The organism is Sphingobium aquiterrae (assembly GCF_037154135.1).
Lineage (GTDB): Bacteria > Pseudomonadota > Alphaproteobacteria > Sphingomonadales > Sphingomonadaceae > Sphingobium > Sphingobium aquiterrae.
Window position 1 is genome coordinate 229,852 of record NZ_JBANFL010000001.1, and the last position, 21,413, is coordinate 251,264.

The 21,413-nt window shown below is 66.8% G+C and carries 23 protein-coding genes; 14 read left to right on the forward strand and 9 right to left on the reverse strand.

All coding sequences use genetic code 11. The annotated features are described in order from the left end of the window. The first annotated feature begins 34 nt into the window (after nucleotides 1-34). Nucleotides 35-541: a porin family protein gene (locus WFP78_RS00965; RefSeq protein ID WP_336957890.1), complete on the forward strand. Its 507-nt coding sequence runs from the start codon at nucleotides 35-37 to the stop codon at nucleotides 539-541. An 86-nt stretch (nucleotides 542-627) separates the two neighbouring features. Here the strand turns inward: WFP78_RS00965 and WFP78_RS00970 are convergent, their stop codons facing one another. From WFP78_RS00970 to WFP78_RS00980, 3 genes are all read right to left on the reverse strand, one after another. Continuing rightward, entirely contained in the window at nucleotides 628-1,104 is a 477-nt protein-coding gene (locus tag WFP78_RS00970; protein ID WP_336958203.1) for a hypothetical protein, read from the reverse strand. Nucleotides 1,105-1,377: 273 nt separating this feature from the next. Further along, nucleotides 1,378-2,649: a dual-specificity RNA methyltransferase RlmN gene (rlmN, locus tag WFP78_RS00975; protein ID WP_336957891.1), complete on the reverse strand. Its 1,272-nt coding sequence runs from the start codon at nucleotides 2,647-2,649 to the stop codon at nucleotides 1,378-1,380. An 80-nt stretch (nucleotides 2,650-2,729) separates the two neighbouring features. Then, a complete protein-coding gene (locus tag WFP78_RS00980; protein WP_419722887.1) occupies nucleotides 2,730-3,254 on the reverse strand; it encodes a hypothetical protein in 525 nt (174 codons plus the stop codon). Nucleotides 3,255-3,450: 196 nt separating this feature from the next. On the opposite strand from WFP78_RS00980, the gene dnaN reads away from it, so the two are divergent. Next, nucleotides 3,451-4,563 (forward strand): DNA polymerase III subunit beta, encoded by a 1,113-nt coding sequence (dnaN, locus tag WFP78_RS00985; RefSeq protein ID WP_336957893.1) that lies wholly within the window; start codon nucleotides 3,451-3,453, stop codon nucleotides 4,561-4,563. A 47-nt stretch (nucleotides 4,564-4,610) separates the two neighbouring features. Here the strand turns inward: dnaN and WFP78_RS00990 are convergent, their stop codons facing one another. Continuing rightward, nucleotides 4,611-5,909, reverse strand: coding sequence for an FAD-dependent oxidoreductase (locus WFP78_RS00990; protein ID WP_336957894.1), 1,299 nt, complete (start codon nucleotides 5,907-5,909; stop codon nucleotides 4,611-4,613). Nucleotides 5,910-6,012: 103 nt separating this feature from the next. Here WFP78_RS00990 and WFP78_RS00995 point away from each other — a divergent pair, with 103 nt between their 5' ends. From WFP78_RS00995 to WFP78_RS01035, 9 genes are all read left to right on the forward strand, one after another. Beyond that, the gene (locus tag WFP78_RS00995) at nucleotides 6,013-8,637 is read left to right on the forward strand and encodes an EAL domain-containing protein (RefSeq protein WP_336957895.1); all 2,625 of its coding nucleotides are present in this window, start codon (nucleotides 6,013-6,015) and stop codon (nucleotides 8,635-8,637) included. A gap of 111 nt (nucleotides 8,638-8,748) precedes the next feature. Next, nucleotides 8,749-9,306 carry a hypothetical protein gene (locus tag WFP78_RS01000; RefSeq protein WP_336957896.1) on the forward strand — a complete coding sequence of 186 codons (558 nt, stop codon included), beginning with the start codon at nucleotides 8,749-8,751 and terminating at the stop codon, nucleotides 9,304-9,306. Nucleotides 9,307-9,309: 3 nt separating this feature from the next. Next, on the forward strand, nucleotides 9,310-10,026 hold the full coding sequence (locus tag WFP78_RS01005) for a hypothetical protein (protein ID WP_336957897.1): 717 nt from the start codon (nucleotides 9,310-9,312) through the stop codon (nucleotides 10,024-10,026). Between the two features lie 180 nt (nucleotides 10,027-10,206). Beyond that, nucleotides 10,207-10,479 (forward strand): hypothetical protein, encoded by a 273-nt coding sequence (locus tag WFP78_RS01010; protein WP_336957898.1) that lies wholly within the window; start codon nucleotides 10,207-10,209, stop codon nucleotides 10,477-10,479. A gap of 207 nt (nucleotides 10,480-10,686) precedes the next feature. Continuing rightward, nucleotides 10,687-11,274 carry a nicotinamide riboside transporter PnuC gene (gene pnuC, locus WFP78_RS01015; RefSeq protein WP_336957899.1) on the forward strand — a complete coding sequence of 196 codons (588 nt, stop codon included), beginning with the start codon at nucleotides 10,687-10,689 and terminating at the stop codon, nucleotides 11,272-11,274. Beyond that, nucleotides 11,271-11,798: an ATP-binding protein gene (locus WFP78_RS01020; protein WP_336957900.1), complete on the forward strand. Its 528-nt coding sequence runs from the start codon at nucleotides 11,271-11,273 to the stop codon at nucleotides 11,796-11,798. The genes pnuC and WFP78_RS01020 overlap by 4 nt, the downstream gene beginning before the upstream one ends. A 31-nt stretch (nucleotides 11,799-11,829) precedes the next feature. Further along, on the forward strand, nucleotides 11,830-13,635 hold the full coding sequence (lepA, locus tag WFP78_RS01025; protein ID WP_336957901.1) for a translation elongation factor 4: 1,806 nt from the start codon (nucleotides 11,830-11,832) through the stop codon (nucleotides 13,633-13,635). An 89-nt stretch (nucleotides 13,636-13,724) separates the two neighbouring features. After that, nucleotides 13,725-14,003 (forward strand): hypothetical protein, encoded by a 279-nt coding sequence (locus WFP78_RS01030; RefSeq protein ID WP_336957902.1) that lies wholly within the window; start codon nucleotides 13,725-13,727, stop codon nucleotides 14,001-14,003. A 31-nt stretch (nucleotides 14,004-14,034) separates the two neighbouring features. Next, nucleotides 14,035-14,547, forward strand: a complete 513-nt coding sequence (locus WFP78_RS01035) for a hypothetical protein (protein WP_336957903.1) — start codon at nucleotides 14,035-14,037, stop codon at nucleotides 14,545-14,547. Between the two features lie 78 nt (nucleotides 14,548-14,625). Here WFP78_RS01035 and WFP78_RS01040 read toward each other — a convergent pair whose 3' ends face one another. Beyond that, nucleotides 14,626-14,889: a hypothetical protein gene (locus WFP78_RS01040; RefSeq protein WP_336957904.1), complete on the reverse strand. Its 264-nt coding sequence runs from the start codon at nucleotides 14,887-14,889 to the stop codon at nucleotides 14,626-14,628. 108 nt (nucleotides 14,890-14,997) lie between these two features. Here WFP78_RS01040 and aqpZ point away from each other — a divergent pair, with 108 nt between their 5' ends. After that, the gene (aqpZ, locus tag WFP78_RS01045; RefSeq protein ID WP_336957905.1) at nucleotides 14,998-15,693 is read left to right on the forward strand and encodes an aquaporin Z; all 696 of its coding nucleotides are present in this window, start codon (nucleotides 14,998-15,000) and stop codon (nucleotides 15,691-15,693) included. 19 nt (nucleotides 15,694-15,712) lie between these two features. Here aqpZ and WFP78_RS01050 read toward each other — a convergent pair whose 3' ends face one another. Next, nucleotides 15,713-16,432, reverse strand: coding sequence for an anti-sigma factor (locus tag WFP78_RS01050; protein ID WP_336957906.1), 720 nt, complete (start codon nucleotides 16,430-16,432; stop codon nucleotides 15,713-15,715). A 20-nt stretch (nucleotides 16,433-16,452) separates the two neighbouring features. Next, nucleotides 16,453-16,941, reverse strand: coding sequence for a sigma-70 family RNA polymerase sigma factor (locus tag WFP78_RS01055; protein ID WP_336957907.1), 489 nt, complete (start codon nucleotides 16,939-16,941; stop codon nucleotides 16,453-16,455). A 117-nt stretch (nucleotides 16,942-17,058) separates the two neighbouring features. Between WFP78_RS01055 and WFP78_RS01060 the strand changes: the two genes are divergently transcribed. Both WFP78_RS01060 and WFP78_RS01065 read left to right on the forward strand, forming a co-directional pair. Further along, the gene (locus tag WFP78_RS01060) at nucleotides 17,059-18,312 is read left to right on the forward strand and encodes a S8 family serine peptidase (RefSeq protein WP_336957908.1); all 1,254 of its coding nucleotides are present in this window, start codon (nucleotides 17,059-17,061) and stop codon (nucleotides 18,310-18,312) included. A gap of 95 nt (nucleotides 18,313-18,407) precedes the next feature. Further along, on the forward strand, nucleotides 18,408-19,034 hold the full coding sequence (locus tag WFP78_RS01065; protein ID WP_336957909.1) for a hypothetical protein: 627 nt from the start codon (nucleotides 18,408-18,410) through the stop codon (nucleotides 19,032-19,034). Between the two features lie 190 nt (nucleotides 19,035-19,224). On the opposite strand, the gene WFP78_RS01070 is transcribed toward WFP78_RS01065, so the two are convergent. Together WFP78_RS01070 and WFP78_RS01075 are read right to left on the reverse strand one after the other, a co-directional pair. Further along, nucleotides 19,225-20,598 (reverse strand): class II 3-deoxy-7-phosphoheptulonate synthase, encoded by a 1,374-nt coding sequence (locus WFP78_RS01070; RefSeq protein WP_336957910.1) that lies wholly within the window; start codon nucleotides 20,596-20,598, stop codon nucleotides 19,225-19,227. A 151-nt stretch (nucleotides 20,599-20,749) separates the two neighbouring features. Further along, entirely contained in the window at nucleotides 20,750-21,397 is a 648-nt protein-coding gene (locus tag WFP78_RS01075) for a YoaK family protein (RefSeq protein ID WP_336957911.1), read from the reverse strand. Nucleotides 21,398-21,413: the final 16 nt, after the last annotated feature.

Here is a 21,413-nt window from a genome sequence, read left to right on the forward strand (position 1 = left end):
GGCGACGGGTATCGATTATTGAATGAGGTTTATTATGAAAACTGCGATTTTCGCAGCCATTGCTGCTGCTTGTGTTTCTGTTCCTGCTTTTGCTCAGGATGAGGCGCCTTTTACTGGTCCTCGCGCAGGCGTCACTGTGGGCTATGACAAGTTCCAGGGCGAAGACGGCGTCTCCTATGGCGTCACCGCCGGCTATGACATCGCACTCGCACCGCGCGTCGTTGGCGGCGTCGATGTGGCGCTGGGCGACTCCACCGTCGATGGCGCCAGCACCAAGGTCAGCCGCGATCTCGCCGCTTCGCTGCGTCTCGGCTATGTTGTGACCCCGCGCATCCTCGCGTTCGGCAAGGTCGGCTATGCTTCGTCGCGCTTCGAGGTTGGCGGCGTCGGCGCCGCGCTTGAGGGCGTGCGCTACGGCGGCGGCCTGGAATATGGCGTGACCCCGCACACCTATATTTCGGCTGAATATCAGCGCTCGGAATATGAGCAGAACATCGGCGGCCGCGACGCTGGCGTCGTCACCATCGGCTATCGCTTCTAAGCGAAGCGCCGAGGCGTAAGAATGGGGAAGGGCGGCCAGCGATGGCCGCCCTTTTTCATATCGGGCCAATTCAGGGCGTGCGGCGCTCAATCCGACGCAGGCGGCGTGCTCCGGCTTTTCGGTGTCACCCGGCCCTCGTCCGAGTCTGGCAGGGCCGTCAGGTCGGGTTCCACCCAGCTGCGCCTTGCTTCCACCGACATCAGCCGGTCGCGCGACCAATGGACGAACAGCCAGTCCTTGTCGCCAAGCGGGGAGGCCATCAGCGCGGCAAGCGCGTCCTGCGGCGAGACCTCCGCCCAAAGGCCGGCGAGCAGGTGCCGCGCCACCCGGATCGATGCCTGGGTGATCGTTTCATGATAGCCCGAAGTGTCGCTGTTCACGCCGCCCACCGACTCATTATAGCGGCGGATCATGCCCGGCATGTCGCGTTCCGGCAGGATGTCCGGCCGCCGCATCAACAGCCACAGCGCCGTGGCGAAATGCGCCTGGTGCGTCCATTCCGCCTTGGGCAGGCTGAGGTCGGCAAAGCCGGTGGCGATGCGCGCCATCTCGGCGCAGCTCATCGGGATCATGCTGTCTGTCTCCTTCGTTGATGGCGCGCCGGGGAGAGGGGGCGCGACGCGCAAAGAAAAACCCCGCCGGTGCGGCGGGGCTGGTCGGGTCATGGTCGGCTTGAGGGGCGGCTGTCGTTCAGTCCGCTCCTCGCTCGCCATGCATCCGGGCATGCCCCGCGTCGTGGCGGAGTTGTCGCGTGCGAGCAGGCAGGGTGAACGGGCTGATCATGGCGCGGCTCATAATCCATCGGGGCCGCGATCGCAACGAATCGCGTTCGAACGTCAGCCCGCCGCCGCCTGCTTCTCCTCGGCCAGCCGGTCCATCTCGGCACGGCTCTTCTTTTCCGATGCGGATTTGAGCTGGCCGCATGCCGCCATGATGTCGCGCCCGCGCGGGGTGCGGATCGGCGCGGAAATTCCGGCTTCGAACACCAGGTTGCTGAACGCGCGGATGCGCTCGGGCGTCGAGCATTCATAGCCCGCGCCCGGCCATGGGTTGAACGGGATCAGGTTGACCTTCGCCGGCAGCTTATATTTGCGGATCAGGCGGACAAGCTCGCGCGCATCGTCGTCGCTGTCATTCTTGTCCTTCAGCATCACATATTCGAAGGTGATGCGGCGGGCATTGTTGGCCTTGGGATAGTCGGCGCAGGCCTGCAGCAGCTCCTCGATCCCATATTTGCGGTTGAGCGGCACGATCTCGTCGCGCACCTCCTTGGTCACAGCGTGCAGCGAGACGGCAAGGTTGACGCCGATCTCTTCGGCGGCGCGCGCCATCATCGGCACCACGCCGCTGGTCGACAGGGTGATGCGGCGCTTCGAGAGGGCAAGCCCGTCGCCATCCATCACCAGCTTCAGCGCGTCGCGGACATGCTCGAAATTGTACAGCGGCTCGCCCATGCCCATCATCACGATGTTGGTCAGCATCCGGCCGTCGGGTGAATATTGCGGGGCGTCCTCATCCTCGTCGTCGGCGTCGATATCGACGGCAGACGCCATGGAACCCTTGGGCCATTCGCCCAGCGCATCGCGTGCCAGCATCACCTGCCCGACGATCTCGCCCGGCGTCAGGTTGCGGACAAGGCGCATCGTGCCGGTGTGGCAGAAGCGGCAGTTGAGCGTACAGCCGACCTGGCTGGAGACGCAGAGCGTGCCCCGGTCGGCGTCCGGGATGAACACCATCTCATAATCCTGCCCGTCGTCCGAGCGGAGCAGCCATTTGCGGGTGCCGTCGCTGGAGACCTGGGCTTCCACGACCTCCGGCCGGCCCACGACGAATCGCTCCGCCATCCAGCCGCGCATCGGCTTGGCAAGGTCGGTCATCTGCGCGAAATCGGTCTCGCCGCGATGATAGAGCCAGTGGAACAGTTGCTTGGCGCGCAGCTTCGCCTGCTTGTCGTCCAGCCCGGCTTCGGACAGCACATCGCGAATCTGCGGGCGCGAAAGCCCCATCAGGTCGGCACGCCCATCCGCGCGCGGCGTGATGGCGCGCGGTACGGGCACGGGGTCGATATGCCCGGCAATGGGCATCAGGGGATTGGCGGCTGATTGCATGGCCGCGCACATAGGCGATTTTGCCGGCTTTTACCAGATGCGGCCCGGAAACGCCTGCCTATCTCCCGCTCGCCACCGGCTCACCGCCCGCGCGCGCAGCCCAGCGCCGCCGCGTCGATGGCCGTCGCGGCGCCGCGCAGGGCATAGACATCGGCGAAGGGGCGGCCGTCCTTGCCCGTCGTCTCCACGCTCATGCTCGTGCCGGACCGCATTGCCGCGACGATGGCGGCGTCGGTCTGCCGGTCGGGCGCCCATGCGTCGGCGGTGCCGGCCGACAGGGCAAAGCGCCGGTCGCCGACCGAGAGGATGACCCGCGCCGGCGGCGCGCGCTGGGCGGACAGGCGGACATGCACCTGCCCGCGCACGGCCTGCCGTGGCCATGTGCCGATCGCGGCAAAGGGGCGCCAGGTGGTGGATGCGCCGTTGCGTCCATGCTCCACCGGCTCGGCAATCGCATAGCAACGCGGCACGGCCGGATCGCGAAATGCCCCCCAGCTTTCGAAAATCCCCAGGGAATCGCGCGCGTGCGCCGAATCGGCCGGCACGAACAGCTGTGCGAACAGCACAAGCAGGCTGACAAGGGGAAGGAAGCGCGCGCCGGACATGGCAAGGGCAAAGCCCAGCCAGCCGCCATTTGCAAGCCCGAAGCGGCCGTTCAGGTACATGCCGGCCGCAACATCATTGCGCCAGACTTGCTCAACCGAACATTGTCGCTAATGAAGGAAGACGTCCTTATCCACGGACCGGACTCGGGCAGGGGAGTCGAGGGACGGGGGCATCAAGAAAACAGCGGGAACCGGAATGAAGGCCACCATCGAACGCGCGACGCTCCTCAAGAGCCTCAGCCACGTCCAGTCCGTCGTAGAACGGCGCAACACGATTCCGATTCTCTCGAACGTGCTGATCGAGGCGACGGCGAATGGCGCCATCCGCCTGATGGCGACCGACCTTGACCTGCAGATCGTGGAAAGCGTGTCCGCGCAGGTGGAACAGGCCGGCGCGACCACCGTGTCGGCGCACACGCTGTTCGACATCGCCCGCAAGCTGCCCGAAGGCAGTCAGGTGTCGCTGCAGGCATCGGAAGGCAAGATGCTGATCCAGGCGGGCCGCGCCCGCTTCAACCTCTCCACCCTGCCGCGGGACGATTTCCCGGTGATTGCCGAGGGCGACCTGCCGACCAGCTTCGAGCTGCCGGCGACCACCCTGATCCAGATCATCGACAAGACGCGCTTTGCGATCTCGACCGAAGAGACGCGTTACTATCTGAACGGCATCTTCTTCCATGTGTCGGAAGACCCGCAGCCTGTGCTGAAGGCCGCGGCGACCGACGGCCACCGCCTCGCGCGCGTCACCGTGCCCCGGCCGGACGGCGCGGAGGGCATGCCCGACATCATCATCCCGCGCAAATGCGTCGCCGAGTTGCGCAAGCTGCTGGACGAGGTTGACGGCAGCGTTGCCGTGTCGCTCTCCGCCAGCAAGATCCGCTTCGGCATCGGCAGCGCGATCCTGACCAGCAAGCTGATCGACGGCACTTTCCCCGACTATAGCCGGGTGATCCCGACCGCGAACGACAAATTGCTGAAGATCGATCCGCGCAGCTTCGAGGAAGGCGTGGACCGCGTCGCCACCATCGCCACGGAAAAGACCCGCGCGGTCAAGATGGCGCTGGACAAGGATAAGATCACCCTGTCCGTCACCAGCCCGGAAAACGGCACGGCGGCGGAAGAGGTGTCCGGCGACTATAGCGGCAGCAATTTCGACATCGGCTTCAACGCCCGCTACCTGCTCGACATTCTGGGGCAGCTGGATGGCGAAACGATCGAGCTGCACCTGGCCGACGCCGCCGCGCCGACGCTGATTCGCGAGAATGACAAGAGCGCCGCGCTCTATGTGCTGATGCCGATGCGCGTCTGATGGATCGGGTTGCCGGGCGCGGATGATGCGCCCGGCGGCCCTTGCCTTTATCGGCCTACGGCCGCCAGCATATCCGCGATCGAGGTGAACTTCTCGCGCGGGGCGTTGCCATGGGCGCGCGCGGCTTCCGCCTGTTCGATCTTCTGCCAGTCGCGAAACGTCACCGGGGCGATGTTGCGGGCGGCGAGCAGGCGATCCAGCCCTTCCCGCCCTTCCTTGCCGGCCCCAGCGCCGATATCGGCGGCCACCAGCTCCATCATGCGATAGCCATCGGGCCGGTTGGTGCCGATCGTGCCGGTCGGTCCCCGTCGCGCCCAGCCCACGCAATACAGGCCCGGTGCGATGCGCCCGTCCCGATTGGCGAAGCGCCCCAGCGCCTCGTCATAGGGGACGCCCGCAATCGGCGGCGAACGATAGCCGATGCAGCTGACGATCAGCGATGCGTCGATGACGTGCCGCTCGCCCGTGCCGACATAGTGCCCCGCCGGATCGACCACCGTGCGCTCCACGATCAGCCGCTCGGCACGGTCATCGCCTTCGATCGCGACCGGCATCGAGAAGAAGGCGAAGTCGATGGTGACGGGTTTGGCCGCCGGAGCCTTTGCAAAGGCGCGCAATTGCTCCATCGCCCGCCGCTGTGCCGGTTCCAGCCGTTCGTCGGTGGCGGGCGCGGGCAGGTCGGCGGCATCGACATGGGGGGTGGCGCGTTCCAGCCGCGCCAACTCGCCCAGTTCGCTGGCCGACATCGTCGCCTGATGCGGGCCGCGGCGGCCGATGATGGTGATATGCCGGACGCCCGATCCGCTCAGCGCCGCGCGCGCATGGGGCACGATGTCGCTGCCGGCGAATTCCGCGTCGCTCTTCGCCAGGAGGCGCGCGACGTCCAGCGCGACATTGCCGTTGCCGATGATCGCGACATGGCTGCCCGACAGCGGCGGCGCCAGCGCGGCATGATCGGGATGGCCGTTATACCAGCCGACAAAGGCGGCGCTGCCGACCACGCCAGGCAGATCGGCGCCCGGAATGTCCAGCGCCCTGTCCAGCGGCGCGCCCGTCGCCAGGACGACCGCGTCGTACAGGTCGATCAGCTCCGCCACGGAGACGTCGCGGCCCACCGCGACATTGCCGACAAAGCGCACGCTCTCGCTCAGCGCCACCGATTCATAGCGTCTGGACACGGATTTGATGCTCTGGTGGTCGGGCGCGACGCCGCTGCGGATCAGGCCGAAGGGGGCGGGCATCCGGTCGATGATGTCGACATGCGCGTCCTCCCCGAACATGACGCCGCACGCCTCGGCCGTGTAATAGCCGGCCGGTCCGGACCCGATGATCGCGATATGCCGCATTGCCGCCTCTCCCATGATATTTTTGCCAGTTTAGGCTCTTTCCACGCCATCGCCAAGCGCGGGGGTAACGCGATGGTAAGTCGTTCGGGTGCATGGGCTATCCATGCTTCGGCCATCAGCATCACAGGACCATTCCCATCGCGCCACGCCCCTGGCGGTTTCCCTGGGCCTTGCCGACGGGGGTGTCGATACCGCCCCGGACTGGCTGGTGAACGCCATGCGTTCGATCTGCGTGCTCTGGCCGCTCGTTATCCTGTGCAAGCTGGCCGGCACGATGCTGGCCATCGATTTCCCCTTGCTGTGGGCGGATGGGCGCGCCGGCCCGCTCGCCGCCATGGCGGCGGCGGCGCTGCTGGTCGATGTCGCCATCTGGCTCGCCCCGAGCCAGCGCCGGTTCCGCAACAGCCTGCCGCACGTGCAGATGTGGGTGATGATGCCGCTGGTCTTCCTGTCCGGCATGATGTTCGGGGCGACGCTGGGCGGCTTTGCCGACGGGCGGGGCGCCGGCATGGTGCCCGCGGGTCTGCCGCTGGCCGCCGTCACCCTGCTGGTGGCCAGCATTTTCGGCAGCCGCCGCATCCTGGGCCTGGCCTTTGCCGTCGGCCTGGGCGGCGTGCTGGCGATGATGCGGGAGGAGCCGGCCTATCTGGCGCTCACAGTCTTCTACCTCATGGCCATGGGTATCGCGGCGGTGCGGCAGGCGGTTGTCGACCAGCGCCGGCTGATCCGGCGCCAGGTTGCCGAGCAGGGCGGCCGCAGGGCGCAGCGGCTGCTGGTCGAGCATGAGCGTTCCGGGCGCGGCTGGTTCTGGGAGACCGACCGGCATGGGCGGATCATCTACCTGTCCGAAACGCTGGCGGCGACCCTGGGGGCGGACAGCGCGGACTTCATCGGCAAGCCGCTGACGGAACTGGTGAGCCCCAGCGACCGGCAACAGGGCGATGGCGAACGGACATTGGGTTTCCACCTGTCGGCCCGCACCGCCTTTTCCGAAATCCCGGTACACGTCGCCACCTCTGACGAAGAGCGCAGCTGGGCGATATCCGGCCAGCCGATCATCAACGATTATGGCCAGTTCAAGGGCTTTCGGGGCAGCGGCACCGACCTTACCGAAATGCGCCGCAGCCAGGCGGAGGTCACGCGCCTGGCCCAATATGATTCGCTGACCGGCCTGGCCAATCGCGTGCAGATGCTGCGCACGTTGGAACAGGCCGTCATCGGGCCACGGGGTGTGCCCAATGACTGCGCGCTCTTCCTGCTCGACCTCGACCGTTTCAAGAGCGTCAACGACACCATGGGCCATCCGGCGGGCGACAGCCTGTTGCGCATGGTCAGCCAGCGGCTGTCGCGGGTGATCGGCGAGCGCGGGCGGGTCGGGCGGCTGGGCGGCGACGAGTTCAAGATCGTGATGCCCGGCCGGCATGACCGGGCGCTGCTGGCCGACATCGCCCTTGCCGTGATCGACTCCGTGTCGCAGCCCTATGTGATCGAAGGCAGCCAGGTGGTGATCGGCGCCTCCATCGGCATCGCCCTGTGCCCCGAACATGGCGTCACGGCGGACGCGCTGATCCGCAACGCCGATCTTGCCCTGTATGCGGCCAAGGGCGACGGGCGGGGGACGTTCCGCTTCTACACCTCTGAAATGCATGCCGATGCCGAGGATCGCCGCCAGCTGGAGGAGGATCTGCGCGTGGCGCTCAACGAGGATGCGCTGCAGGTCTTCTATCAGCCGGTGGTCAGCGCCGCGACGGAACAGGTGACGGGCTATGAAGCGCTGCTGCGCTGGGATCATCCCACGCGCGGCTTCATCTCGCCGGCGGTGTTCGTGCCGATCGCGGAGGACACCGGCCTGATCGCGCGCATCGGCGATTGGGTGCTGCGCACCGCCTGTCGCGATGCCGCGACCTGGCCGGAAGATATCCGCGTCGCGGTGAACGTGTCGCCCATCCAGTTCGCCAACCCCTCACTGCCCAATACCGTGATGAGCGCGCTGATCGGCGCCGGCCTGGATGCGGGGCGGCTGGAGCTGGAAATCACCGAAAGCGTCTTCCTGAACGATGATGCCGACACGGACTCCATGTTCTCCCGCCTGAAGAATCTGGGCGTGCGGCTGGCGCTCGACGATTTCGGCACCGGCTATTCCTCGCTCGGCTATCTGAAGACGGCGCCGTTCGACAAGATCAAGATCGACCAGAGCTTCGTGCGGGGCGCCGCGATCCAGGGCAGCCGCAACGGCGCCATCATCAAGATGATCGTGGGGCTGGCCGAAGCGCTGTCGATGGACACGACCGCCGAAGGGGCCGAAACCCATGACGAGCTGGAACTCATCCGCATGCTGGGGTGCAGCCATGTGCAGGGCTATATCTACGGCAAGCCCCAGCCCGCCGATGTCGTGACGCGCAGCCTGATCGAATCGGGCACGGCGGCGGCGGCCAGCGGCTTTCGCGCCAGCCGGCCGACCCGCAAGAGCATGTTGCGCTCGGTTACGGTGCGCCATGACGGGCATCGCTATAACGGCCGCATCCGCAACATCTCTTCCACCGGCGCGCTGATCGAGGGGCTGTGGAATGTGCCCGAAGGCACGCTCTTCCATATCGAGCTGACGGATCATTATGTGGTGGAAGCGCGGGCGCGCTGGTCGGTCGAAGACCGCATGGGGGTCGAGTTCATGACCGGCATCAACCTGGAAAAGCTGCAGGCGCCGCTGGGCATCCGCAACGTCGCCTGACCGGCTTTTCCGTAGGGGCTCTTATGGCCTCGTGTGACGGGCGTCACGACAGGCTGGCGCGTGCCGGGCTAAGCGAATAAGACTATTCCCATTCGGTTCGTGGAGTTTCCGATGCGCAAGCGCATGTCCTGCCTGACCCTCGCCCTTGTCCCGGCCATCGCGATGCCGCATCCGGCGGCGGCGCAGTTCGGCAGCCTGTTTAGCGATGTGACCCGCGGGGCGCAGAGCAGCACAAGCAGCGATACCGGTTGCAAGACCCAGGGCGGCAAGCGCGGCAAGGCGCTGCTGGGCAGCGTGCTGGGCGGCGTTGCCAGCCGCACCGCCAGCCGCGCGGGCGCCAGCTTCCTGCCGGTGGACAAGTTCAGCGACACCCTGTCCGAAGCGATCGCCTGCAAGCTCGACCCGCAGGAGCAGGAGCAGGCGGCGGGCGCCACGACCAAGGCTGTCGAGGAGGCCGAGCGTTCGGGCGCGGGCCAGTCGGCGGCCTGGGAAAGCGGCACGCGGGCCAATGTGTCGGGCACGTCGACCGTGGATTCGACCACGAAGCTCGCCGATGGCTCCAAATGCATGATGGTGACAGATGTGGTGATCGTGGAGGGCGAGGAGACCCGCGTGCAGAAGCGCATGTGCCGCGGCCCCGGCCAGCCGCGCTACGTGCGCCAGGCCTGATCCATGGTCTCGCGCGGCCTGCTTCTCATCCTTGCCGCCTGCGCGCTCACAGGGGCCGCCAGTCCGCCGGTGGCGATGGACCCCAAGAACCCCAGTTGCCCGTTGCAGCCCGACTGGTCGACCAACAAGACCATGCAGCTGACGGTCAGGTCCATGAACGGCATGAAGGTGCTGCTGGCCGAGGGGGCGATCGACAAGGGGCTGATGCCGCGCCTCTACCAGGTGCTCAAAGCCAATCCGGACCTCGGCGAAATCTGGTTCCGCTCGCCCGGCGGCGTGGCTTCGGTGGGCAATGAGGCGGGGCGGCTGATCCGCAAGAATTATCCCAATATCGTCACGCGCATTCCCAAGGGGTGGGCCTGTTTTTCGGCGTGCAACTTCATGTTCATGGGCGGCACCGTGCGCATGGTGGACCCGGGCGGGCTCTATATCGTCCATATGTTCACCCATGTCGCCGACCGCGCGGCGGTGCGCGACGAGATCAAGCAGGATGCCGACGGTGCCGTCGACATGATCGGCGATATCGAACAAAGCTCCGCCCTGCTCGCCAGCGACGACAATGATTTCCTGATCCGCATGGGCGTTTCCCGCAAGCTGCTGACCGAGGTGATGTACCAGCAGAAGGCGATCGAGGGGGCCGGGGACGACAAGTCCACCCGCCGCTGCCTGACGCAGGAGGAGCTGTTCAAATATAATGTGGCGAACGCGTCGGACGGTTGAGGGGATGTCCGCCCGCCCCGCAGTCCTGATCCGAATCGCTTTGGAAAGCCCTGGGATATCCGTTGCGGTTAATGCCCTGTGCCCTTCGATCCCGAGCCGCTATATCCTGATTCCGGCGAGTCGCGGCCGCATATAATGACAATCGAAAATATTGTTCCATAGAGCGGGCCCTGGGGTTTCATGTCGCGTATCATCCTTGATTTGTCCGGTGTTGCGTGGGCGCAGATTGCGCGCGCGCTGAAATCCGTTGCCGAGCATGTCGAAAGTCGCGCCACGAGCGCGCGTGTCTTTGTCGACCGGCATGTCATCCATGAAGCGCGCAAGCTCGCGCGCAACATGGATCTGGAAGATTATATCGACGTGGAAGAGAACAGGCGGTCGAAGAACCGGGCTGGCGCATCCAGCGGGCCGACCGCGGGACGCGATGTGCCGCCAGCGGGCCCTTCGCGGTGATGCCGGGCGACGCGGCCTTGGAGGCCCGTCGGCATATGAGGGCTTCCGTCTGATCGATCGTCCCGACGCCCCGACGCCGGGGTGAATGGCTGGCGCGTGACGATCAGGAAGGATCGGGAGCGTCCGTCCGGGGCGTTTCCAGCGATGCCCATGATCTCATCCGCTCCCCCTCTTGCCCGCCCGCGCCCCGCGCCCTAAGTCCGGCGGATGAGCCCCCTTGAAGCGATTGCCGTGCTGCTTGGCCTTGCCAATATCGTGCTGCTCGTGCGGCGGAGCATCTGGAACTATCCGTTCGGCATCGCCACGGTCTCGCTCTACGGCCTCATCTTCTTTCGCGAGCGGCTGTACAGCGATGCGCTGCTGCAGGGGCTGTTCCTGGCGCTCAACATCTATGGCTGGGCCAACTGGGTGCGGGCGAGCGACACCGCCGACGATGCGGAAGGGCGCGTGCCGGTGCAGCGGATGCCCGGCGCGGGCGTGGGGCTGTGCGCGCTCGGCGCGGCGGGGGCGACGCTGGCCTGGGGCACGATCATGCATCGCTATACCGATGCGGCCATGCCTTATTGGGATGCGTCGGTCGCGATGATGAGCGTGCTTGCCCAATATCTGCTCGCGCGGCGCTATATCGACAATTGGGCCTGGTGGATCGCGGTCGATCTGGTCGCGGTGCCGCTCTACTGGGCCAAGGGGCTGCACCTGACCGCCGGGCTGTATGTCGTCTATCTGCTGCTGTCCACGACCGGGCTGTTCAGCTGGATTTCGGCGCAGCGCCGGCTGGAACCCGCCGCCGCATGATCCCCTCCGTCGTGCTGCACGGGCCGGAAAGCACCGGCAAGTCGACGCTGGCCGCCCGCCTTGCCGCGCATTTCGGCACGGTCTGGGTGCCCGAATATGGCCGTGCCTATTGCGAGGTGCATGGGACGGAGCTTGTCCCCGGCGACCTCGTCCGCATCATGCGGGGGCATATCCGCAGCGCCGGATCGCTGTCGACGCAGGCGCATGGCCTCCTGATCCAGGATACCGATCCGCTGATGACGGCGGCGTGGAGCATGATGCTGTTTGGCCATCGCATGGCGGAACTGGACGCCTTTGCCGATGTCGGCGCGCTCTATCTGCTGATGGACATCGACCTGCCATGGGTGGGCGACGCGGTGCGCATGTTCCCGCAGCGGGCGGAGCAGGAGCGGTTCTTCGCCCTGTGCGAGGATGAACTCAAGCGCCGCGCGCTGCCCTATGTCCGCATCGGCGGCGACGGCGAACAGCGCTTTGCCCATGCGCTCGATGCGATTGCGCAGGCCGGCCTGATGCCCGCCTGCTGACACAGCCCTTCGCGCCTGCTATCGGCGCGGCATGACCGAACTTTCGCGTATCCGCAATTTCTCCATCATCGCCCATATCGACCATGGCAAGTCGACCCTGGCCGACCGCCTGATCCAGCGCACCGGCGGCCTGACCGACCGTGAGATGTCGGCGCAGGTGCTCGACAACATGGACATCGAGAAGGAGCGCGGCATCACCATCAAGGCGCAGACCGTGCGCCTGAACTACACCGCGAAGGACGGGTTGCTCTATGAGCTGAACCTGATGGACACGCCGGGCCATGTCGACTTCGCCTATGAGGTGAGCCGCAGCCTGGCCGCCTGCGAGGGCGCGCTGCTGGTGGTGGACGCGGCGCAGGGCGTGGAAGCGCAGACGCTCGCCAATGTCTACCAGTCGATCGAGCATGATCATGAGATCGTGCCCGTCATCAACAAGATCGACCTGCCCGCCGCAGAACCCGAAAAGGTGAAGGCGGAGATCGAGGAAGTGATCGGCCTCGACGCGTCGGAAGCGGTGCTGGCCAGCGCCAAGTCCGGCATTGGCATCGACGAGGTGCTCGAAGCCATCGTCAAGAAGATCCCGCCGCCCAAGGGCGACCGCGACAAGCCGCTGGAAGCGATGCTGGTGGACAGCTGGTACGATCCCTATCTGGGCGTCGTCATCCTCGTGCGCGTGATGAACGGCGTCATCAAGAAGGGCCAGAACATCAAGTTCATGGTCGGCGGCACCGAGCATCTGATCGACCGTGTCGGTTGCATGCGGCCCAAGATCGAGACCCTGCCGGAGCTTGGCCCCGGCGAGATCGGCTTCATCACCGCGCAGATCAAGGACATCAGCCAGACCCGCGTCGGCGACACTATCACCACGGTCAAGAACCCGGCGAGCACGCCGCTGCCCGGCTTCAAGGAAGTGCAACCGGTGGTGTTCTGCGGCCTCTTCCCGGTCGACGCTGCCGATTTCGAGAAGCTGCGCGATTCGATCAGCAAGCTGCGCCTGAACGATGCCAGCTTCTCGTTCGAGATGGAGACCTCCGCCGCGCTCGGCTTCGGCTTCCGCTGCGGCTTCCTCGGGCTGCTGCATCTGGAGATCATCCAGGAGCGGCTAAGCCGGGAATATGACCTCGACCTCATCACCACCGCGCCGTCGGTGGTGTACGACATCCACATGAACGACGGGTCGATCCAGCAGCTGCACAATCCGGCCGACATGCCGGAGGCGAACTATATCGACTATATCGAGGAGCCGTGGATCGAGGCGGTGATCTATTGCCCGGACGAATATCTGGGCTCGATCCTCAAGCTCTGCCAGGACCGTCGCGGCATCCAGAAGAACCTGACCTATGTCGGTGGCCGCGCGCAGATCACCTATGAACTGCCGCTCAACGAAGTGGTGTTCGACTTTTACGACCGGCTGAAGTCGATCAGCCGTGGCTATGCCAGCTTCGACTATCACCAGATCGGCACGCGTGAGGGCGACCTCGTCAAGATGGGCATCCTCGTCAACAACGAGCCGGTCGATGCGCTGAGCATGATTGTCCATCGCAGCGCCGCCGAGGCGCGTGGGCGCCATATGTGCGAGCGGCTGAAGGACCTGATCCCCCGCCATCTGTTCAAGATCCCGATCCAGGCGGCGATCGGCGGCAAGGTGATCGCGCGCGAGACCATCGCGGCGATGCGCAAGGACGTGACCGCCAAATGCTATGGCGGCGACATCACCCGCAAGAAGAAGCTGCTGGAGAAGCAGAAGGAAGGCAAGAAGCGGATGCGCGAATATGGCAGCGTCCAGATTCCGCAGGAAGCCTTCATCGCGGCGCTGCGCATGGGCGACGAGGCGTGATCCGGGCCTGATCGGAGCCGGTTTCGCCGGCCTGGTGGCTGTCGCATGATTGCCATGGAGCCGGATGGCGCCTGAAGCGTTACCCTTCCATGGCCGAGCACAGGGAACCCCATGCCCATGTCGAGAGCCCGACACTGTTGCTGCCGGGCATGGTGCCCGGTGCGGGGCCGTTTTCCGTGGCGCTGGCCTTGTGGATGCTCCCCTGGGAGATGATGGCGGCGACCATGGCGGCCATGGCAATCCAGCCGCCGTCGGTCCCCAGAGCCCGGGCGGGCGCATGCGAGACGGGCGAATCGGATGGCCCGCCACCCCCATTGCGTATGCCGCCCGAACCGGAAGCGGCCAGATGGCCGGCCCTGTTCGGCTGAACCGCGCATTCTTCAATCAAAGGATCAGATGATGCGAAAGCTCGCTCCCGCCGCTTTTTCCCTTGCCGCCATCGCGCTGCTGGGTGCGTGCAGCCAGGGGGAGGAAGGGCCGACCCAGCGCCAGCAGATCGGCCAGAGCTGGAAATATGAAACCAAGCAGCCCCAGGGCGGCGGCACGCCGGTGCAACTCGCCTATATCGGCAGTGCGAACAGCGTCGCGACGATGACGGCGCCCGATACCTTCGCCGTCCTGCTGCTGCAGAAGCTGAGCAATGGCGAAGCGGAGCTGACGGTGAAGCTGGTGGGCGCGCCGTTCAGCTGCGACCTGTCCGATTGCGCGATTGCGGCCAGCGTGGACGGGAAGCCCGCCGAAACATGGAAGGGCCGCGTGACCGATGCAAAGGACGGCATCGAGATTCCGCCCGCCCGCAAGGCCGCCGACGCGATCATGGACAGCCGCACGCTGAAGGTCGACCTCGTCACCGGGCCGAAGGAGACGCACAGCTTCACCTTCAACACCGCCGGGTTCCACTGGAAAGGCTAGAGCTGCGGACGGATGACCGATCGCAGGGCGGATATGCGGCGGGATCGCCGATCATGCAGGGGTGTGGGCGCCCTGCCTTCAGCAGTCCTCGTCATGGCCCTGGGCGTGGCACTGGCGACGGCGTTCTTTCGCCGCTTCCTTCGCTTCGCGGGCCTCGCGGGCTTCCTGCTTGCGCATCTTCCTGCCGTAATTGCGGTCGGATTCCTCCTGGCTGGTCGTCGCCCAGTCGGCCGCCTGCGCCCCGGCGCGCACGGGCAGGGTCACGACATCGACCGCCGTTTTTGCAATGCAGCCTTGCAGCAGCACTGCGCCCAGAGGGACGATCAGGAATTTGGGTGTCATGGAAATGCCTCTCAGCGCGTTGTAATCAAAGGGATCGCAGGGTAGACGTTACGACCGCGTCGCAAACGTCACGGTTATCATCGACGCATCGTTCGGGGAGATATTGCCATGAACAGCATGAACCGCGCCATAGCGGAATTTCTGGGCACATTCTGGCTGGTATTCGGCGGTTGCGGCAGCGCCGTCATCGCCGCGGCCTTTCCTGATGTCGGCATCGGCTTGCTCGGCGTGGCGCTGGCCTTTGGTCTGACCGTCGTCACCATGGCCTATGCCGTCGGCCATATTTCCGGCGGGCATTTCAACCCGGCGGTCACGCTGGGGCTTTGGGCCGGCGGGCGTTTTTCCGGCAAGGACATTCCGCTCTACATCATCGCCCAGCTGCTTGGCGCCATCGCGGCGGCCTTTGCGCTTTACACCATCGCGCGGGGCGCACCCGATTATGCGCTGGCCACGTCCGGGCTGGCCGCCAACGGCTTTGGCGCAGGGTCTCCAGGGGGCTATGATCTGGCCTCCTGCTTCCTGGCCGAAGTGCTGCTGACCTTCTTCTTCCTGTTCATCATCATGGGGGCGACCAGCGTGAAGGCGCCGGTGGGCATCGCGCCGCTGGCGATCGGTCTGGCGCTGACGCTCATCCACCTGATTTCCATCCCGATCACCAACACGTCGGTCAATCCGGCGCGCGCGACCGGGCCGGCGATCGTCGAGGGTGGCCTTGCCCTGCAGCAGCTGTGGCTGTTCTGGGTCGCGCCGGTGATCGGCGGACTGCTCGGCGGCTTTGCCTATCGGATGATGGCGAAGGAATGACATTGCGCCGGGACGGCGGCTATTTCCAGCCGGCGTCCCGGGCCTGCCGTTCCGCCGCGGCATCGGCGGCGTCTCCGGCGATCAGCGCCTCCACCGTTGCCATGACGCGCGGGTCGCCGGACGCGGCCTGACGATAGTCCGTCGCCTGGCTCCTGCCGGGCACGGCCTGCTCCAGCCGCCATGCCGCGCCATCGCGGCAGGCGACCCCGGCGAGCGCTGCGCCGTCGAAGCTGCGGCACCATGCGCCGTCCTTCGCGCGGAAGCTGATGCCCATGCGATAGGGCGCGCCGCCCTGCTGCGCGGAGGCAAGCTGGCTGTCGAGCGCATCGGCGAGCGGCCCCTGTGCCGTCATCCGCCCGTCCGCCATGCCGACCGGGCCGGCATCGCCGCCCATCCCCCGGCCCAGCATCAGGCCGATGACCAGCGACGCCGCGAGCGCGCCGCCCATCATCCAATGGCGCGCCACCGGGCGGCGCTTCGCGCGTTCGGTCGCCAGATCGACAACCGCCTCATCGCTCCCCTCATGCGCAGTGAGCAGGGCCGCGAACCGGTCCGGCACGGGGGCTTGGGCAAGCGGCGCATAATGGCGGGCCAGCCGGTCGCGCAGGGCGATATGCTGGGCGAGCCGTTCGGCCAGCGCGGGGTCGGCGGCCGCCGCCTGGTCGACCCGGCGGCGGTTGAGTTCGTCCAGCTCGCCATCGGCATAGGCGATCAGCATATCCTCGCCCAATCCGTTCATGCCCCCGTTCCTGTTCCCGCTCATGCCGCCTCTCCCATCAGCGCGATCAAGGCGCCGCGCCCGCGCACCAGCCGCGATGTCAGCGTGCCCATGGGGATGGCGAGGATGGCCGCCGCTTCCTTGTAGGACAGCCCCTCCACCAGCACGAGCGCGATGGCCTCGCGCTGTTCGTCGGGCAGCTGCGCCATCGCCCGGTCGATGTCCGACAGCATCACCGCTGTCTCGATATCCCTGTCCCCCGCATGGCCGACGGCAGCGCCGGCTTCCTCCGGCGCGAAGGTCTGTGCCGCCCGCTCCCGCGCTCGTGCTTCATCGATCCATAGGTTTCGCATGATCCTGTACATCCAGCTGTCCAGCCGGGTGCCCTCCTGCCATTGGCCGCGTGATCGCAGCGCCCGCTCCAGCGCCGCCTGAAGCAGATCGTCGCCGTCCGCTGTATTGCGCGACAGGCTGGCCGCGAAGCGGCGAAGGCGTGGCACCAGTGCCAGCAACTGCTGTTCAAACGCCATTGCGGCTCCGACCGATCCATTTTCCTGGGGATGAAACGACCATCGACGCACGTTTCATCCCGGACGCGGATATATTTTTTCACGCGACCGTTTTGCCCGCGTAAGGAACAGATTGCCATGGCCCGCCCGTTCATCATCGCTATCGCCGCCGCAGCGCTTTTGCCGGCGATGGCGGCCGCGCAACTGCTGCCGGGGCGGGAGGCGGTCGGCAGGGCGGTGCCCGGCCTGCTGGACGATCTGGGCGGAGCCTTGCGGCTGGACGAACTGGAGCAGCTTTCGCCGACACGGGTGGCCGATCGCCTGCTTGCCGTGCGTGCGGATCGGATCGCCGCCTTGTTGCGTGGCAATCGGGACAGCATGGCGCCCGATGATCGCGGTAATCCGGCGGTGCGCAGCAGCATCCTGGTGACGGGGGCGGATGCCGCCGCCCGGGCCGCGATTGCCAAGGCCGGCTATGTCGTGGCGGAGGAGCGGATCGAGGGGCTGGATATCGCCGTGCTGCACGTCATCGTGCCGGAAACGGAGGGGCTGGCGGGGGCGATCCGGAAGGTCCGGAAGCTGGCGCCGGCGGCCGAGGTGGCGGGCGACACGCTATATTTCGCCAGTGGGCCAGCGCCTGCTGTCGGGCCGGGCACGGCGCTTGCCGGCGGTGTGGTCTCCGGTGGCAAGGTCGCCGGCCTGATCGATGGCGGGGTCGCGCGGCACCCCGCTCTGACGGCGCCGGTGGAGCAGCGCGGCTTTGCGAAAGGCGCGCCCATGGCGAGCGGCCATGGCACGGCGGTCGCATCGCTGATCGCGGGGGCTGGTCCGATCCGGGGCGCGGCGGCGGGAACGTCGCTGCTGGTGGCCGATGTCTATGGGGCCGATCCGGCGGGCGGTGGCGCGCTGGCGATTGCGCGGGCCCTGGGCTGGATGGTGTCCCGCCGCGTGCCGGTGGTGACGATCAGCCTTGTCGGGCCGGACAATCCGCTGCTTGCCGGCGCGATCCGCATCGCGCGCGCGCGCGGCACGATCGTGGTCGCCGCCGTGGGCAATGACGGGCCGGCAGCGCCGCCGGTCTTCCCCGCATCCTATCCGGCGGTGGTGGCCGTGACCGGGGTGGATCGGCGCGACAGGGTGCTGATCGAGGCGGGCCGGGCCCGTCATCTCGATTTCGCCGCGCCCGGTGCGGACATGATGGCGGCGGGCGGCGATGGCGGCGCGATCCATGTGCGCGGGACATCCTTTGCCGCACCCCTGGTCGCAGGCCGGTTGCTGGCAGCGGGCAGCGTCGATGCCCTGGCCGCGCAGGCCCGCGACCTGGGCGCGCGCGGGCCGGACAAGGTCTACGGGCGTGGCCTGGTCTGCGGGGACTGTAGAAATAGCCGTTGATATTCAGCCGTTTGGATCGTCTTTTCATTGCGCCCGGGATTAAAATCACGGCGCTCCACGTTCTCTCTCCATCACATCGTTGAAGGAGAAGATCGATGAACCGCAAGACATGGATGATCGCGACCTGCCTCATGGGGCTGGCAGCGGCCCCGGCGCAGGCGCAGCTTCTGGGCGGCGGCGGTCTGGGTGGCGCGCTGGGTGGCGGCGCCGGGTCGCTGGGTGGATCGCTCGGCGGGACATGGGCCGGATCGGGGGGCGGATCGCTCGACCGCAGCATCGACCTGCGCAATGGTCGGGCCGGCGCGAACGGATCGGGCGGCGGCAGCGCCGATGGTGGCCTGACCGGATCGGCCAGCCGCGGCGAGCGTCATCGCAGCGCTTCGGCCAGCGGCGGCGCGTCGGGATCGGGCAATGCCGGCCTGAATGTCGATACCGTCGGCACCAATGACGTGCGCAACGCCGTCGGCACGACTCGCGACACGGCGACAGGCGCTGCGGGCCGGGCGCGCGATACCTCCGCCAATGCCGCAGGCCGGGCACGCGACACGACGGCCGGCGCGGTCGGCGCAACGCGCGACCGGGCCGGCGCCGTTGCCGGACGCGCGCGGGATGTGGCCAGCAATGCTGCGGACAGCGCGAACGGTGCCGCGAGCGTCACGGGATCGGCATCCGCCAGCGGCAATGCCGCAGGGTCCGGGGCGACATCGCCCAGCCAGCCATAAGGGAAACCAGCCATAGGGGGAAAAGGACGGGCGGCCCGTCAGGACGCGTTCGGCCGACCCCGGCATTCCATGCGTGCGGATGGACCCGACCCGCGCATGGACGGAAAAGCCTGCCAACCCCGTTCCGGGCTGGCAGGCTTTTCTATGCTTCGGTCGGCCCGTGCGCGGTTCGCACCGGGTCGCAATGGCCTCAGGCGGCAGCCTTGCGCCGTTCCGCCAGCTCGTCGTTCAGCATCTCGGCTAGCAGGAAGGCCAGTTCAAGGCTCTGCGCGGCGTTCAGGCGCGGGTCGCAATGGGTGTGGTAGCGATCGGCCAGGCCATCGTCGGTAATGGCGATGGCGCCGCCGGTGCATTCCGTCACATTCTGCCCGGTCATCTCCGCATGGATGCCGCCGCCGAAGCTGCCCTCGGCGCGGTGTACGGCGAAGAAGCCGCGCACTTCGGCAAGGATGCGCTCGAACGGGCGCGTCTTGTAGCCATTGGCGGCCTTCACGACATTGCCGTGCATCGGGTCGCAGGACCAGACGACGGGATGGCCCTCGCGCAGCACCGCGCGCACCAGCCTGGGCAGGCCCGCCTCGATCTTGTCATAGCCATAGCGGGTGATGAGCGTGATCCGCCCCGCCTCGCGCGCCGGGTTCAACACATCCAGCAGGCGCAGGAGCGCGTCGGGCTCAAGGCTCGGCCCGCATTTCATGCCGATCGGGTTGCCGATGCCGCGCAGGAACTCGACATGGGCCGACCCCTCGAAGCGAGTGCGGTCGCCGATCCACAGCATATGGGCGGCGGTGTCGTACCAGTCGCCCGACGTGCTATCCAGCCGGGTCAGCGCCTGCTCATAGGGGAGCAGCAGTGCCTCGTGGCTGGTGTAGAAGCTGGTGCCCTGCAACTGCGGCACGCTGGTCGCATCGATGCCGCAGGCACGCATGAAGTCCAGCGCCTCGCCGATGCGATCCGCCATCTCCTCGAACTTCTTGGACCACGGGCTGCGGCCCATGAAATCCAGCGTCCACTGATGCACGCGGTCCAGCGTCGCATAGCCGCCGGCCGAGAAGGCGCGGACAAGGTTCAGCGTCGCGGCCGACTGGTTGTAGGCGCGCACCATGCGTTGCGGATCGGGCTCCCGCGACTCGGGCGTGAAGGCGATGTCGTTGATGATGTCGCCGCGGTAGCTGGGCAGCTCCACGCCGTTGATCGTTTCCATGTCCGCCGAGCGCGGCTTGGCGAACTGGCCCGCCATGCGGCCGACCTTCACGATCGGCAGCTTGCTGGCAAAGGTCAGCACCACCGCCATCTGCAGCAGCACGCGGAACGTGTCGCGGATGTTGTTCGGGTGGAATTCGGCAAAGCTCTCGGCGCAATCGCCACCCTGCAGCAGGAAGGCTTCGCCACGCGTCACCTTGGCGAGTTCTGCCTTCAGGTTGCGTGCCTCGCCCGCAAACACCAGCGGCGGATAGGTTCCAAGCTGCGCCTCGGCCTGCGCAAGCGCTTGCCCATCGCGATAGGTGGGCATTTGCAGCCCCTTGAAATTCCGCCAGCCGTCGGGCGTCCAATTCGCCGCCACCGTCTTGTCTCCTGCCAAAAAAAGGTCCGTTCCTATGCGCGCAAGGCGATGCGAAGGCAAGGCCGGGGCGCGACAGGGCTTCTTTCCTTACGCCAAACGCGGCTTTGGCGGAACAGGATTGCGTCGGTCACTGTGATCGGAAATACCTGCTCTAAGCCCATGTCCGGTCGTCTTCCGTGGCGAGCGAGGCCAGCGCCAGCAGCGCCGCGAGCGCCGCCGCGATCCAGAGCCCGCCCAGATGCCATTGCCGCCAGGAAAGCGCGCCGGCGATGGCGCCGGAGGCCAGCGCCATCCACAGCGACAGATAGGGCAGCCATGCCAGCGGATCGCCCCCGCGCAGCGCGCCCGCGATCCGCTGCCCGCATTTGACCAGCGTGCCGGTCATGTAGGTGAGGCCGATGCTGACTTCGCCGTCGCGCTGGAAGATGGCGTTTTCCGCCCCCATGGCGCTGGCAAGGATCAGCGCCGCGCCCCAATAATAGCCGAGCGAGGCAACGGTCGCGGCACTGGTGATGAGCAAGGTCAGCAGGGCGAGGACAGCGGCACGCCGCCGCCGGCGGACCGTGTCGCCGATCAGCGACCCCGTCATCACGCCAAGGACGAACAGCGCGATCAGCGTGCCGGCAATGGCGGCATCCCGGCCATGGAGCGCAAGGCCGACCGCCAGCCGCGTGGTATTGCCGCTCATGAAGGACACGAAGAAGCCGCCGATCATCATGAAGGCATTGGCGTCGACAAAGCCGGACAGGGCCGAAAGCCCATAGGCCAGCGCGCGGGTGCGCCGGTCATAGCGGATCATGGATGCCTCCCGTCGC

What these genes read in the sequence shown, in the direction of transcription:
- WFP78_RS00965 (WP_336957890.1), top strand. Translation starts at nt 35, where the DNA reads ATGAAAACTGCGATTTTCGCAGCCATTGCTGCTGCTTGTGTTTCTGTT.
- WFP78_RS00970 (WP_336958203.1), bottom strand. Translation starts at nt 1,104, where the DNA reads ATGAGCTGCGCCGAGATGGCGCGCATCGCCACCGGCTTTGCCGACCTC.
- rlmN (WP_336957891.1), bottom strand. Translation starts at nt 2,649, where the DNA reads ATGCAATCAGCCGCCAATCCCCTGATGCCCATTGCCGGGCATATCGAC.
- WFP78_RS00980 (WP_419722887.1), bottom strand. Translation starts at nt 3,254, where the DNA reads ATGTCCGGCGCGCGCTTCCTTCCCCTTGTCAGCCTGCTTGTGCTGTTC.
- dnaN (WP_336957893.1), top strand. Translation starts at nt 3,451, where the DNA reads ATGAAGGCCACCATCGAACGCGCGACGCTCCTCAAGAGCCTCAGCCAC.
- WFP78_RS00990 (WP_336957894.1), bottom strand. Translation starts at nt 5,909, where the DNA reads ATGCGGCATATCGCGATCATCGGGTCCGGACCGGCCGGCTATTACACG.
- WFP78_RS00995 (WP_336957895.1), top strand. Translation starts at nt 6,013, where the DNA reads ATGCTTCGGCCATCAGCATCACAGGACCATTCCCATCGCGCCACGCCC.
- WFP78_RS01000 (WP_336957896.1), top strand. Translation starts at nt 8,749, where the DNA reads ATGCGCAAGCGCATGTCCTGCCTGACCCTCGCCCTTGTCCCGGCCATC.
- WFP78_RS01005 (WP_336957897.1), top strand. Translation starts at nt 9,310, where the DNA reads ATGGTCTCGCGCGGCCTGCTTCTCATCCTTGCCGCCTGCGCGCTCACA.
- WFP78_RS01010 (WP_336957898.1), top strand. Translation starts at nt 10,207, where the DNA reads ATGTCGCGTATCATCCTTGATTTGTCCGGTGTTGCGTGGGCGCAGATT.
- pnuC (WP_336957899.1), top strand. Translation starts at nt 10,687, where the DNA reads ATGAGCCCCCTTGAAGCGATTGCCGTGCTGCTTGGCCTTGCCAATATC.
- WFP78_RS01020 (WP_336957900.1), top strand. Translation starts at nt 11,271, where the DNA reads ATGATCCCCTCCGTCGTGCTGCACGGGCCGGAAAGCACCGGCAAGTCG.
- lepA (WP_336957901.1), top strand. Translation starts at nt 11,830, where the DNA reads ATGACCGAACTTTCGCGTATCCGCAATTTCTCCATCATCGCCCATATC.
- WFP78_RS01030 (WP_336957902.1), top strand. Translation starts at nt 13,725, where the DNA reads ATGGCCGAGCACAGGGAACCCCATGCCCATGTCGAGAGCCCGACACTG.
- WFP78_RS01035 (WP_336957903.1), top strand. Translation starts at nt 14,035, where the DNA reads ATGCGAAAGCTCGCTCCCGCCGCTTTTTCCCTTGCCGCCATCGCGCTG.
- WFP78_RS01040 (WP_336957904.1), bottom strand. Translation starts at nt 14,889, where the DNA reads ATGACACCCAAATTCCTGATCGTCCCTCTGGGCGCAGTGCTGCTGCAA.
- aqpZ (WP_336957905.1), top strand. Translation starts at nt 14,998, where the DNA reads ATGAACAGCATGAACCGCGCCATAGCGGAATTTCTGGGCACATTCTGG.
- WFP78_RS01050 (WP_336957906.1), bottom strand. Translation starts at nt 16,432, where the DNA reads ATGAACGGATTGGGCGAGGATATGCTGATCGCCTATGCCGATGGCGAG.
- WFP78_RS01055 (WP_336957907.1), bottom strand. Translation starts at nt 16,941, where the DNA reads ATGGCGTTTGAACAGCAGTTGCTGGCACTGGTGCCACGCCTTCGCCGC.
- WFP78_RS01060 (WP_336957908.1), top strand. Translation starts at nt 17,059, where the DNA reads ATGGCCCGCCCGTTCATCATCGCTATCGCCGCCGCAGCGCTTTTGCCG.
- WFP78_RS01065 (WP_336957909.1), top strand. Translation starts at nt 18,408, where the DNA reads ATGAACCGCAAGACATGGATGATCGCGACCTGCCTCATGGGGCTGGCA.
- WFP78_RS01075 (WP_336957911.1), bottom strand. Translation starts at nt 21,397, where the DNA reads ATGATCCGCTATGACCGGCGCACCCGCGCGCTGGCCTATGGGCTTTCG.